Source organism: Burkholderia sp. WAC0059, assembly GCF_002870125.1.
Taxonomy (GTDB): Bacteria; Pseudomonadota; Gammaproteobacteria; order Burkholderiales; family Burkholderiaceae; genus Paraburkholderia.
The window spans coordinates 362378-374309 of the sequence record NZ_PNEO01000001.1 but is presented as its reverse complement, the minus strand read 5'-3'; the positions used below and the strand labels follow the sequence as shown (position 1 = coordinate 374309).

The following is an 11932-nucleotide window of genomic DNA, read 5'->3' as shown; positions in this document are numbered from 1 at the left end:
GGTATTCCCCAGAACTCAGAACGAAAGACCCGGCGCGACGCCCGCCGCTATCCGCAGTCGCGGCAGTCTCGCGACCGGCGCCATCGGCCGGGCGCAGTAATCGGCCGCGCGGCAGGTGACGTCGTTCGCCGACGCGCCCGCCCCGCGCCACACGGTCTCGCCCGCTCCCGTATCGCGCGACGAAAAGACCGGCCCGGATACGCGCCGCCGCTCGCCGTCGATGAAGCATTCGCCGTTCATGCGCGCCCCGTCCCTGACACCGTAGCCAGCGGCTCATGCCTGCCTCGGCCTGAGCGCGAGCACGCGCACCGGATCGCCCGCCGCGACGCCGAGCGCAACCGCTTCGTCGGCCGCGAGCGCGAACGCGCCGTCCCGCACCGTGCCCGCCGCGATGCCCACGCGGAAATCATCCATCGACGTATTCGACACGAGCGCGCGCGCGCCATCGCCCGCTTCGTCGCGCGCGCCGATTTCGACCGTCGCGACCGCGCTCTCGCGCACCGTGCGCAAGTCGGCGATATGGCATTCGAGCACGGGCCCCGCGTCGAAGATGTCGACGTGATTCTCGTAGCGCAGCCCCTCGGCTTCGAGCATCCGGCGCGCCGGAATCGTGTCGGCGTGCGTGCGGCCGACGCAACGCTGCGCTGCGTCGGGCAGCAGCTCGAGATAGACCGGATAGCGCGGCATCAGCTCCGCGAGAAACGACTTGCGCCCATGCGAGCTCAGGTAGTCGGCCGCGTTGAAGTCGATCTGGTAGAAGTGCGAACCGACGGCGCGCCAGAACGGCGAGGTGCCGTCCGCGTCGAAGTGGCCGCGCAACTCCGCGCAGAGACGTTGCGGAAAGCGCTCGCGGAACTGTGCGAGGAACATGAAGCGCGAGCGCGACAGCAGGCCGCCGACGCCGCCCGCGCGATGGCGCGGCGAGAGGAACAGCGAGCAGAGCTCGGTATAGCCGGTCAGGTCGTGCGAGATGTTGAGCGCGTGCATGTGCGTCCAGATGCCGAGGTCCTGGCTGGCATGCACGACCGTGCTCACGCGATAGTTGTAGAACGGCTGCCGCAGCCCGACCGAGGTCTCGATTCCGCAAACGCCGCCCACGTCGCCCGTGGCCGTGTCCTCCATCACGAAGAAGTAGCCGGCCTCGTGCGGCTCGGCCGCGCCCGCTGTCGTGCGCCGTGCGCGCGCGATGCGCGCGGCGAGCGCGTCGCGATCCGGTTTGAACGTGGTCAGCCCCGGCCCCGTCTCCTGCGCGAGCGCGACGAGGGCGTCCACGTCGCCGGTCCGCACGGTACGCACGACGATCATCGCGGACCTCCGCTCGTCGCGCCGCCGTCCGGTTCCGCCGGACCGTGATCGCCATGATCGCCATGATCGCCGGGAGCGCCGGGAGCGCCGCGATGCAGCGGCACGCAGCGCACCGCGTCGCCGCCGCGCACGCCGAGCGCGTCGCGCGTGGCGGCATCGAGCGGCGCCAGCGCCACTTCCCGCTCCCCCGCAGCCGACGACCGACGCGCCGGCAGCATCGCCAGCACGCAGCGGAATTCGCCGTCGCGGTTGCTCGCCACGAGATAGCGCGCGCCGTCGTCGGCCGCGCTTTCCGCCGTGCCGTCCACCTCGCGCACCACGCGAAGCGCGTTGTCCCTGACCGACGCGGTGCGCTCCACCTGTGCCGTCAGCACCGGGCCCGCATCGAAAATGTCGACGTAGCGGTCGGGCTCGAAGCCCTCTTCCAGATGGATCTCCCAGGCAAGCAGCGCCCGCGCGTCGGGCTCGCCCAGCACGCGCTGCGCCGCTTCGGGCAGGAGCGGCACGTAGATCGGCCAGGCCGGCATGACCTCGGCGATGAACGTGCGGCTGCGCCCGCCCGAGGCCACCTCGATCTCGCGAAAGTCGCGCCCGAAGAACTTGCGCCCCACGGCCTCCCAGAACGGCGAAACGCCGGCATCGTCCGTCACGCCGAGCAGCAGCGAGAACACCTCGGACGTGAAGCGCCGCCGGTTCGCCGCCACGTACATCATCCGCGCGCGCGAAAGCAGATGCGCGGCCGCGTCGCCGCGCAGCGACGGGTCGAGATAGAAGCCCGCGAGCCGGCTCTTGCCGGTCAGCTCGTGCGACATGGTCAGCGCGTGGATCTTGCGCTTCACGTGCAGCTCGCGCGACGCGTGGATCAGCGCATCGTTGCGAAACGCGTAGAACGGCTCGGCGTAGCCCGCCGCCGCGACGATGCTCGCGGTGCCGAGCAGCCGGCCGCTCGCCGCGTCCTCGAGCACGAACAGATAACACTCCTCGCCCGGAAAATCGACGTCGGCGCGAAACGAGTCCCCGGAAAGCGCGATGCGCGCGGCCAGCGCCTCCCGTTCGTGCGGCAGCGAATGCAGCACGGGCTGCGCGGCGCGCGCCATCCGCGCGATTGCGTCGAGGTCGGCCAGCCTGGCTGCACGTACAAAAAGCATCGTCGTCGGTCCCGTATCCGCTCTGCCTGCCGCTCCGAAAATCGTCAGTTCGATCTCATCGTCTGCGCATTCCGCCCGGCCCGGCCGCTATCCGATGCCTAGCTGCTCGCGAATGGCCGGCAACATGTACTGCACGGCCGCGCGCCCTTCCGCAATGGCCGGCGCGGCGCGGTGAAAGTCGAAGATGCCCATGCCGCCCAGACGCGGCTGCACCAGCACGTCGGCGGGTTCGCCGGCGAGGCGGCTGCGCGTAATACGGACCTGCATGATGTCGATGCTCTGGGCGACCGAATTGAGCAGCGAGGGCGCGCGCGCGCTCGGCGGCGGCGCGACCCGCACGTCGGCGCCGGACGCGTCCGGCTGCAGCCAGCGCGAGAAGAAGTGCCCGTTGCGGCGCGCGGCTGCCGGCGCGACGGCCGACTCGCCCGGCGCCGCTTCCGGACGCTCCGGCTCGGCGCCGGGCGCGACCTCGCGCGGCATCGTGTCGATGGCGCCGCCGAGATCGCGGCCGTTCAGGATGTCGTGATTGAGGTCGACCGCGATCACGCAGTCCGCGCGCATCGCGCGCGCGGCCGAGACGGGCACCGGATTGCAGAGGCCGCCGTCGACGAGCCAGACGCCGTCGCGCCAGACCGGCGTGAAGAGCCCCGGAATCGCGATCGACGCACGCACCGCGTCCACGACGCTGCCCTCCTGGAGCCAGACCTCGCGGCCCGTATCGAGCTCGGTGGCCACGGCCGCGAACGGCAGGCCCAGCTCGCGAATCTCCCGCCCGTTGAACTGCCGCTCGAACAGCTCGATCACCTTGCGCCCGCCGAGCAGGCCGCCCGAGAAGCGCAGGTCGAGCAGCCGCACCACGGTTTGCCAGGTCAGCCGGCCGGCCCAATCCTCAAGCCAGTCGAGGTCGCCGTTCGCATAGACGGCGCCGATCAGCGCGCCGATCGACGTGCCGCACACCACGTCCGGCCGGATGCCCGCCTCGTGCAGCGCGCGGATCACGCCGATGTGCGCCCAGCCGCGCGCGGCGCCGCCGCCGAGCACGAGTCCGATTCGGTTGGAACGTCGCGGATGGATCACCAGAGTCGCTTCTCCCGACGAAAAGTAAAGGACGGCGCCTCGCCGCTCAATGCCCGCGCGGCAGGTCCGAGCGCGAGGTTGTCTCGACCCGGCCGTCGGGCCCGAAGTGCACGTTGAACAACGCTTCCGCGATCACGCCGCCCTCGCGCCATTTCCAGCTCCACACGGTCTGCGGCTTGAGCCGATAGGCGGCCACCTCGCCCGGCTTGCCGAGCAGTTGACGCACCTCGTCCGTGCTCATGCCCGGCCGGATTTTCGCGAAGTTTTCGGCGGTCAGCACCTGCGCGATCGAGACGAGCCGCCCGTCGGAATCAATGTCGACCATGAAGGTGTCGAGGCCCGCGGGACCGCGCGGATATTCGAGGCGCCGCGAGCCGTCGTCGAACGCGCGCTCCGTTTCGGGCTTGCCCATCTGGCGGCGCACCTGGTCGAGCGTCGAAACGCCGGGCGTGAGGCCGCGCAGCAGCAGCGCGCTGGGCTTGATCGCGTTGAACAGATCCCTGAGTGTCTGCACGATGGAAACGCCCGGTTGGTCGTGGCCCTGATCGATGTCCGCCGCCCATGGCGAGCGCGCAAGGCCCGGTCCGGCCGGCATTGGACAGCCGGGCGAACGGAAACGGCTGGCCTCGTGCGGAAGTCCGGCGAACCGGGGGCGGCCGACGCGCCTGAGCACGCGCCGGCCTTCGGCACAGCATAACCGCCCCGCGCCGAAACCGCGAGTCGACGAAATTAGCCGGCGTCCCTGCGCTCGTCCGCGCTCCTCGCCGCGCGCGCGGCGCTTGCGGACGGAACCGCCGCCGGAACCGCCGCCGGCGCGGGCTGACCCGCGAGCGGCACGACGGAAGGCACGAGCGCCGGCGTCTGGCGCGCCGCGCGGCGGCGGCCGCGCACGAGTTCCGCGACCTGCCACGACACGAGCGCGAGACAGCCGAACACGACCTCGCGCATGCGCTTGACGAGCGCGAGCGAGAGCGCCGTCTCGCGATCCACGCCGAAAATCTGCGCAAGCATGACGACGGCCGCCTCCTGGACGCCGAGTCCCGCCGGCACCATGAAGGCGGCGTGGCGCACGGCCTGGGTCAGCGCCTCGATGGCGAGCGCGCCGCCGACCGAAACCGGGAAACCGAGCACTCGCAGCGCCCACCAGGTTTCGAATGCGCCCAGCACGTAGCCGGCGAGCTGCCAGAGAAACGCGCGCAGCAGCAGGCCGCCGCGACGCAGCAGCGCGTCGATATCGGCATCGAGCTGGGCGCCGTCGACGCCGGCGAGCACTGGATGCGCATCGCCGAGCAGATGCGAGGCCCAGCGCTCGATGGCCCGGAAAATGCCGCCGCGACGCAGCAGCACGACGGCGATCACGGGCAGCGGCAGCGAGAGCAGCAGCGAGAGGCCGATCGTGCGCAGCGCGTCCGGGTGATGCGTCGAGACCAGAATCAGCACGAGCCCGAGCGCCGAAAACGCGTACTGCACGGCGATCGTCACCATTACCTCGATGATGACCGACGCGCTGACGCGGCTCGGCTCGGGCATCTTCCAGCACGCGAACCGGATGCCGACGATCTCGCCGCCGATGCCCGCGGCCGGCAGCAGCCGGCTCACGGCCTCGCGCACGGTCGCGCTCCACCAGAGGAAACCGAGCGGCGCGCCGCCGTCGAGCAGCAACCGCCACGCCTGCGCGTCGAGCAGCAGCGGCAGCGCATGGAACGGTACGAGCCAGAGCAGCGCCGGGCCCGCATGGCCGAGGATGTGCAGGACGTCGGCCGCGCCGTCGTGCAGCACGACGACGATCAGGATCGCGATGCCGACGGGCAGGCCGGCCCACTTGAGAAGCCGCCTCATGACGGCAGCGCGGCCGCCCCGAACACGTCGGCGAAGCCGCCGCGCACGGCGCCGGCCGCCTCCATGGCGGCCCGCACGCGCGGCGAGAGCAACGCGGCCAGCTCGTCCGCATGACGATAGGCGTGCATCGCCGGCGTGAGCGGCCCTTCGCCCGGCGCGCCGGCCATGGCCGGATGACAATAGATCTCGCCGACGCCCGACGGCAGGCGCGCCAGCGCGTCGAGCAGTACGGATTCGTCCATCGCGCCCGTGTGCTCGATGCCGACCACGTAGTCGTTGTGCGCGACGCCGGCGCGGCGCAGCCGTGCGCGCACGAGCCCGATCCACGGGCGCAGCCAGGCCGGCGCGCTCGCCTCGCAGGGCAGGCGCATGGCGCGCAGCCCGTAGTCGCGGCCGATCTCGAGGATCAGCCCGAGCACGGTCGGGTGCAGATGGAAATGCTTGTGCGTGTTGACGTGATCGAGCGGCAGCCCGGTCGCGGCGAATGCGTCGAACTGCGCGCGAATCTCTTTCGCGAGCTGTGCGCGCACGTGGGGAAGAAAAAAGAAGCGGAAGCCGTCGCGCACCATGTCGTCGCCGAAGCGGCCGCGAGCATCGACGAGCGCGGGAATCGCCTCGCGCGGCAGGACGGCCGCGCCGTCCGCGAGGACGAGATGCAGGCCGACGCGCAGCGTCGGCAGGCGCCGCGCGCGCTCGACCGCGTCGCGCGCGGCCGGCTCGCCCACCATGAGGCTCGCGGCGGTCAGCACGCCGTGCCGGTGCGCCTCCTCGACCGCCGCGTTGACACGCCCGTGCAGCCCGAAGTCGTCAGCCGTGACGATGAGTCTGGGTCGCGCGCGGGCCGGCCCGACCATCACGCCTCATGCGCCCGCAGGAAGCGGAAGAACTCCACGCCTTCGCGCAGACGCCGCTTCATCATCTCCCAGCTCGTCAGCATCTCGCTCAGGATTTCCCAGATCTTCGAGGGCCGGAAATAGAACTCGCGATAGAACTTCTCGAGGTGGTGATAGATCTGCTCGCGCGAGAGGTGGTCGTAGCCGATCGCGGCCAGTTGCACGCCTTCCTTGCTCACGAGGTTGACGGTCTTGTTCTCCTCGAGCCAGCCGTTCTCGACCGCCTGGTCGTAGAGGAACGTGCCCGGATACGGCGCGGCCAGCGACACCTGGATCGTGTGCGGGTTGATTTCCTTCGCGTACTCGATCGTCTTGCGGATGGTTTCCTCGGTCTCGCCGGGCAGGCCCAGGATGAAGGTGCCGTGGATCTTGATGCCGAGCTTCTTGCAGTCCGCGTTGAAGCGGCGCGCGAAGTCGGTGCGCAGCCCCTTCTTGATGTTCACGAGAATCTGGTCGTCGCCCGACTCGTAGCCGACGAGCAGGAGGCGCAGGCCGTTTTCCTTCATGATCTTCAGCGTCGAGTACGGCACGTTCGCCTTCGCGTTGCAGGACCACGTGACGCCGAGCTTGCCGAGGCCGCGCGCGATCTCCTCGGCGCGCGGCGCGTCGTCGGTGAACGTGTCGTCGTCGAACATGATCTCCTTCACTTCGGGCATGTTCTGCTGGATCCACTTCACTTCCTCGATCACGTTCTCGACCGAGCGCACGCGGTAGCGATGGCCGCCGACCGTCTGCGGCCACAGGCAGAACGTGCAGCGCGATTTGCAGCCGCGGCCCGTGTAGATCGACACGTACGGGTAGTTCAGATAACCGATGAAGTAGTTGCCGATCTTGAGGTCGCGCTTGTAGACGGGCGCGACGAACGGCAGCTCGTCCATGTTCTCGATCATCGGGCGCGGCCCGGTGGTTTCGATCGAGCCGTCCTTCGCGCGGTAGTTGATCCCGAGGACCTCGGCGAACGGCTTGCCCTCGGCGATCTCGCGGCAGGTGTAGTCGAATTCCTCGCGGCAGACGAAGTCGATCGCGTCGCTCGCGAGCAGCGAGTTGACCGGATCGACGGCGACCTTCGCGCCGACCATGCCGATGAGCGTCGAGGGCTTCGTCTTCTTGATGTCCTGCGCGAACATCGCGTCGGTCGGGAACGACGGCGTGCTCGTGTGAATGACGACGAGATCGTAGTCCTTGCAGATCGCGAGCGTTTCCTCGACCGAGAGGCCATCGGCCGGCGCGTCGAGCACACGGCTGTCCGGCACCAGCGCGGCCGGCTGGGCGAGCCAGGTCGGATACCAGAACGAGCGGATCTCGCGCTTCGCCTGGTAGCGCGAACCGGCGCCACCGTCGAAGCCGTCATAGGAAGGGGCCTGCAAAAACAGCGTTTTCATGAACACTCCGGCAACCTGGGTCTGAGTCGTATCGTGTAGGAATAGGGTGAATCGAACCGCCCGCGCGTTCCGATCCGGTCAGCGCCCGTCGGACGCCTCGACGGCCGGGCGGCGCGCCGTCACGCCGGACGGATTGGCCACCGGCACGCGCGCGCCGCGCCACACCACGTGCGAGCCGAACGCCGCCGCCAGCCACTGAAGCGCCAGCAAGGCGTCGCGCAGCGGCACGAGCGGCAAGTCGCGCCAGAACGCGCGGCAGCCGAAACCGCTGCGGGCATGCAACAAAATCCGTGCAATGATACCGCCAACCGCGCTCGCCGCAGGTAACCAGACCGCGGGGGCGCTCCCGTGGCCGCCCGGAACCGCACCGGCCGCCACGGCGAGCGCGATGCCGGCCGCGAGCCATGGCGTGGGAAACGTGATGAAAAGCGAGGCGAATCCGGCCGGATTCACCGAGCGGATGGTGCGCAGCCAGCGCGTCTCGCGCAGCCAGAGCGTGCGGAAGGTCGGCTCGATCACGTCGGTGTCGACGAGCAGCGGCGCGAGCACCGTCGCGAAGCCGTGCTCGCGCGCGTACTGGGCCAGCACGTAGTCGTCGGCGAGACAGTCCTTGAGCGCCGCGAAACCGCCGATCCGCTCGAGCGTCGCGCGGCGCAACGCCAGCGTCGAGCCGAAGCCGAACGCCCGCGAACCGGCCGTGTGCGCGACGCGCACCGACGGCGCGAACCATTCGTTGATGAAGAGCGCGCCGACGCGCGGCCAGAAACCGCCGATGCTGCGCGCCCGGTAAAGGCAGGTCACGACGCCCGTCCGCGAGTCGGCGAGCGGCGCCGTCACGATCGAGAGATAGTCGGGCTCGACCGCGATGTCGCTGTCGGCGATCACGAGCAGGTCGTGCCGCGCGCGCGCCGCCAGGTTGATCAGGTTACTGACCTTCAGGTTGCTGCCGTAGACGCGCGCGTCCACGACCAGCTCGATGTCGCGCTGCGGATACGCGGCCTGCAGCCGGCGCACGACCGCGATGGCCGGATCGGCCGACGACGACACGCCGAACAGCAACTGGAAACGCGGGTGCGACTGCTCGCAGAACGTCGCGAGATTCTCGTAGAGACGCGGCTCGGCACCGCACAGCGGCTTGAGCACGCTGACCGGCGCCGGCGCGCCGGCCTGCGCCTCGCGCGCCGCCCGGCGCACGCGCGCGGCGGAACCGAGCGACGGCATCGTCACGGCCGCGAGCGCCGCGTAGAGCGTCGCTGCCCAGCACAGCGCGATCGCCGCCCAGTGAAGCGTCGGCACCAGCGCCCCCATCATGCCGCACCGCGCCGCGTGAAACGACGGGAAGACCGGCGCGCGTGCCCGCTCACGTCGCCCGGTCGGGCCGCCCGCCCGCCTTCCCGATTCCGGCCGGCGGCGACACGAACGGCGCGACCGCCCCGGTCATGCGGACCGATGCCGTCGAGCCGTCCCGCGACCCGCAACGACAGTGCAGTAACTTCTTGTAACATTTAGATCGTCTGGAACCGCCGGGAAAATCGTCTATAGCCCCACGCAATCGACCCGCAAACCGGCGGGCGCGAACGTCGCCTTTCCATGCGACCTTCATGCAACCTTTTGCGAGGTAGCCCGATAAATCGTCAAACTCAATTCGCGTCGAATACGGTGCCGGCATACGGCCGCCGCTTCGGCCCGACTTCCGCCCAACCTTCGTCTCGACAAGGCCGGCGCCCGAGCCGCCGCTACGGCGAATCGGCGATGCGGCGCGAGCGAAAAATTGTAGCAGTACCCGTCGCGCGCTGCCTGGCAAGCCCGCAAAAAATCCCCGAGAAATGGCTTGAATACAGGGCTTATTGCATCACCGGAACAATCCGTCGCGAATTTCCCGGGAATCGAAATGAAACAGCAAGAAAGCGGAAAAGCAATTGTTCTCAATCGCCGCTTCATTGCCTTTTTCTCCGCCGCGCTTCACGTTGCGCTTCATGGCGCCCTCGCCGTCGATTAACGGCGTTTCGTGCGCGGCCGCGCAATCCCGTCCACATGCCATACCCGCGCCGGGCGCAGGGCCTCCGGCAGGGGCGCCAGCAGGAATGAAAGGCGTTTGGCACAATGGCCTGCTCCCGGTCGCGCCGCCGCCGGCGGCCCCTCCTCCCGGCAACACGAACCCCGAAGCCTCATGATCCCGTTTTCCGTTCTCGACCTCTCGCCGATCCCCGCCGGACACCACGCGGGCGACGCGCTGCGCAACACGCTCGACCTCGCCCGCCACGCCGAACGCCTGGGCTACCTGCGCTACTGGCTCGCCGAGCACCACAACATGCCCGGCATCGCGAGCGCGGCCACGTCCGTCGTGATCGGCTACGTGGCCGGCGGCACGCAGACGATCCGCGTCGGCTCGGGCGGCGTGATGCTGCCCAACCACGCGCCGCTCGTCATCGCCGAGCAGTTCGGCACGCTGGCCTCGCTCTATCCGGGGCGCATCGACCTCGGTCTCGGCCGGGCGCCCGGCACCGACCAGACGACGGCCCGCGCGCTGCGCCGCGACCTGCTGGCGAGCGCCGATTCGTTTCCCGACGACGTCGTCGAGCTGCAACGCTACTTCGGCGAGCCGGCGGCCGGCCAGCGCATCCGCGCCGTGCCCGGCGCCGGGCTCGACGTGCCGCTCTGGCTGCTCGGCTCGAGCCTCTTCAGCGCGCAGCTCGCGGCGATGCTCGGCCTGCCGTTCGCCTTCGCGTCGCACTTCGCGCCCGACCTGCTGGCGGCCGCGCTGCGGACCTACCGCACGCAGTTCCGCCCGTCGGCCACGCTCGAAAAACCCTATGCGATGGTCGGCGTGAACGTCTTCGCGGCCGATACCGACGGCGAGGCGCAACGCCTCTTCACCTCGCTCCAGCAGCAGTTCGTGGCGCTGCGGCGCGGCACGCCGGGCCAGCTCCCGCCGCCCGTCGACAAGATCGAAGCGGGCGAATTCGAGCTGGCCGGCGTCGCGCATTCGCTGTCGTGCTCGGTGATCGGCGCGCCCGACACCGTGCACGCCGGCCTCGCCGCGCTGATCGCCGAGACCGGCGCCGACGAGTTGATGGTCACCGCGCAGATCTACGATCACGCGGCGCGGCTGCGCTCGTTCGAGATCACGGCCCAGGTGCGCGACGCGCTGGCGAAAGCTTAGGACCGAAAGCCGTCGGCGGCGGCCGCCTGCCCCGCCAGTACTACTGCGGCTACTACTGCGGCTGCGGCGGGGTCGCCACGAGCCATTTGAGCAACGCCGCATGGAATGCCCGCGGGTCCTGCATCTGCGGCGCGTGCCCGAGTCCGGCAAACTCCACGAGCGTCGCGTGCGGAATCGCCTGCGCGGCGGCCTTCCCGAGCACCGGATAATGGCCGAGCGTCGCGCGCACGGCCGGCGGCGCGGCGTCCTTGCCGATCGCGGTCGTGTCCTTATCGCCGATCAGCAGCAGCGTCGGCATCTGCAGATGGCCAAGCTCGTAGACCACGGGCTGCGTGTAGATCATGTCGTAGAGCAACGCCGAGTCCCACGCCACCTGCTTTTTCCCCGGCCCGCGATACATGCCCGCCAGCATCTGCACCCACGGCTCGTAATCGGCGCGCCATTGCCCCGCGTAGTAGGTCGCCTGCTCGTAGCGGCGAATGCTGTCGGCCGTCGTCTTCAGTTCGCGCGCGTACCAGTCGTCGACCGAGAGCGAAGGCACGCCCTTCGCCTTCCAGTCCTCGAGGCCGATCGGGTTGACGAGCACGAGCCGCCGCGTGTCGTCCGGATACATGAGCGCGTAGCGGATCGCCAGCATGCCGCCCGTCGAATGGCCGATCAGCGTCTCGTGCCCGATGCCGAGCGAGGCCAGCAGCGCATGCGTGTTGCGCGCGAGTTGCTGGAAGCTGAACTGGTAGGCGGCCGGCTTGCTCGACTTGCAAAAGCCGATCTGGTCGGGCGCGATCACGCGGTAGCCCGCCGCATCGAGCTGGCCGATCGTGCCTTCCCAGGTCGCGGCGCAGAAGTTCTTGCCGTGCAGCAGCACGGCGACCTGCCCGTTGGGATGGGCCGGCTGCACGTCGAGGTAGGCCATCTGCAGCGTCTGCCCCTGCGAGACGAACGAGAACCGGTGCACGGGCGCCGGATAGGCGAAGCCCTGCAGTTCGGGACCGTAGGCCGGACCGGCGTCGCCAGGGCCGGAGCCCGGGCCGGCTCCCGTTTCGGAGGCCGCGCCGGCGGCGAGCGGCAATGCGGCGGCACAGGCGGCGAAGAGCATGGACAACAGGCGACGGGGGAAGGTCATGG

General features: G+C 69.9%; 12 protein-coding genes. 1 reads left to right on the top strand and 11 read right to left on the bottom strand.

Features of this window, described 5'->3' with window-relative positions:
- Positions 1–15: 15 nt before the first annotated feature.
- The 10 genes from CY652_RS01610 to CY652_RS24715 form a co-directional block, all read right to left on the bottom strand.
- Complete coding sequence (locus tag CY652_RS01610) at positions 16–240, bottom strand: hypothetical protein (RefSeq protein ID WP_102128910.1); 225 nt, start codon at positions 238–240, stop codon at positions 16–18.
- 33 nt (positions 241–273) lie between these two features.
- Entirely contained in the window at positions 274–1305 is a 1032-nt protein-coding gene (gene astA, locus CY652_RS01605; RefSeq protein WP_102128909.1) for an arginine N-succinyltransferase, read from the bottom strand.
- Positions 1302–2453 (bottom strand): arginine/ornithine succinyltransferase subunit alpha, encoded by a 1152-nt coding sequence (gene aruF, locus CY652_RS01600; RefSeq protein WP_102128908.1) that lies wholly within the window; start codon positions 2451–2453, stop codon positions 1302–1304. The genes astA and aruF overlap by 4 nt, the downstream gene beginning before the upstream one ends.
- 87 nt (positions 2454–2540) lie before the next feature.
- Positions 2541–3530, bottom strand: coding sequence for a patatin-like phospholipase family protein (locus tag CY652_RS01595; RefSeq protein ID WP_102128907.1), 990 nt, complete (start codon positions 3528–3530; stop codon positions 2541–2543).
- A gap of 46 nt (positions 3531–3576) precedes the next feature.
- Positions 3577–4125, bottom strand: coding sequence for an outer membrane protein assembly factor BamE domain-containing protein (gene bamE / locus CY652_RS01590; protein ID WP_374703616.1), 549 nt, complete (start codon positions 4123–4125; stop codon positions 3577–3579).
- 134 nt (positions 4126–4259) lie between these two features.
- Positions 4260–5369, bottom strand: coding sequence for a lysylphosphatidylglycerol synthase domain-containing protein (locus tag CY652_RS01585; protein ID WP_102128906.1), 1110 nt, complete (start codon positions 5367–5369; stop codon positions 4260–4262).
- A complete protein-coding gene (gene hpnK, locus CY652_RS01580; protein ID WP_102128905.1) occupies positions 5366–6223 on the bottom strand; it encodes a hopanoid biosynthesis-associated protein HpnK in 858 nt (285 codons plus the stop codon). Before hpnK ends, CY652_RS01585 begins: the two co-directional genes overlap by 4 nt.
- The gene (gene hpnJ / locus CY652_RS01575) at positions 6223–7644 is read right to left on the bottom strand and encodes a hopanoid biosynthesis associated radical SAM protein HpnJ (protein WP_102129025.1); all 1422 of its coding nucleotides are present in this window, start codon (positions 7642–7644) and stop codon (positions 6223–6225) included. The genes hpnK and hpnJ overlap by 1 nt, the downstream gene beginning before the upstream one ends.
- Before the next feature lie 78 nt (positions 7645–7722).
- Complete coding sequence (gene hpnI / locus CY652_RS01570; RefSeq protein WP_374703615.1) at positions 7723–8955, bottom strand: bacteriohopanetetrol glucosamine biosynthesis glycosyltransferase HpnI; 1233 nt, start codon at positions 8953–8955, stop codon at positions 7723–7725.
- Between the two features lie 541 nt (positions 8956–9496).
- A complete protein-coding gene (locus tag CY652_RS24715) occupies positions 9497–9622 on the bottom strand; it encodes a hypothetical protein (protein WP_258002147.1) in 126 nt (41 codons plus the stop codon).
- A 192-nt stretch (positions 9623–9814) separates the two neighbouring features.
- Here CY652_RS24715 and CY652_RS01565 point away from each other — a divergent pair, with 192 nt between their 5' ends.
- Entirely contained in the window at positions 9815–10807 is a 993-nt protein-coding gene (locus CY652_RS01565) for an LLM class flavin-dependent oxidoreductase (protein WP_102128904.1), read from the top strand.
- A gap of 52 nt (positions 10808–10859) precedes the next feature.
- On the opposite strand, the gene CY652_RS01560 is transcribed toward CY652_RS01565, so the two are convergent.
- Positions 10860–11930, bottom strand: coding sequence for an alpha/beta fold hydrolase (locus CY652_RS01560; protein WP_102128903.1), 1071 nt, complete (start codon positions 11928–11930; stop codon positions 10860–10862).
- Positions 11931–11932 lie beyond the last annotated feature (2 nt).

What these genes read in the sequence shown, in the direction of transcription:
- CY652_RS01610 (WP_102128910.1), bottom strand. Translation starts at nt 240, where the DNA reads ATGAACGGCGAATGCTTCATCGACGGCGAGCGGCGGCGCGTATCCGGG.
- astA (WP_102128909.1), bottom strand. Translation starts at nt 1,305, where the DNA reads ATGATCGTCGTGCGTACCGTGCGGACCGGCGACGTGGACGCCCTCGTC.
- aruF (WP_102128908.1), bottom strand. Translation starts at nt 2,453, where the DNA reads ATGCTTTTTGTACGTGCAGCCAGGCTGGCCGACCTCGACGCAATCGCG.
- bamE (WP_374703616.1), bottom strand. Translation starts at nt 4,125, where the DNA reads ATGCCGGCCGGACCGGGCCTTGCGCGCTCGCCATGGGCGGCGGACATC.
- CY652_RS01585 (WP_102128906.1), bottom strand. Translation starts at nt 5,369, where the DNA reads ATGAGGCGGCTTCTCAAGTGGGCCGGCCTGCCCGTCGGCATCGCGATC.
- hpnK (WP_102128905.1), bottom strand. Translation starts at nt 6,223, where the DNA reads ATGGTCGGGCCGGCCCGCGCGCGACCCAGACTCATCGTCACGGCTGAC.
- hpnJ (WP_102129025.1), bottom strand. Translation starts at nt 7,644, where the DNA reads ATGAAAACGCTGTTTTTGCAGGCCCCTTCCTATGACGGCTTCGACGGT.
- hpnI (WP_374703615.1), bottom strand. Translation starts at nt 8,955, where the DNA reads ATGATGGGGGCGCTGGTGCCGACGCTTCACTGGGCGGCGATCGCGCTG.
- CY652_RS24715 (WP_258002147.1), bottom strand. Translation starts at nt 9,622, where the DNA reads ATGAAGCGCAACGTGAAGCGCGGCGGAGAAAAAGGCAATGAAGCGGCG.
- CY652_RS01565 (WP_102128904.1), top strand. Translation starts at nt 9,815, where the DNA reads ATGATCCCGTTTTCCGTTCTCGACCTCTCGCCGATCCCCGCCGGACAC.
- CY652_RS01560 (WP_102128903.1), bottom strand. Translation starts at nt 11,930, where the DNA reads ATGACCTTCCCCCGTCGCCTGTTGTCCATGCTCTTCGCCGCCTGTGCC.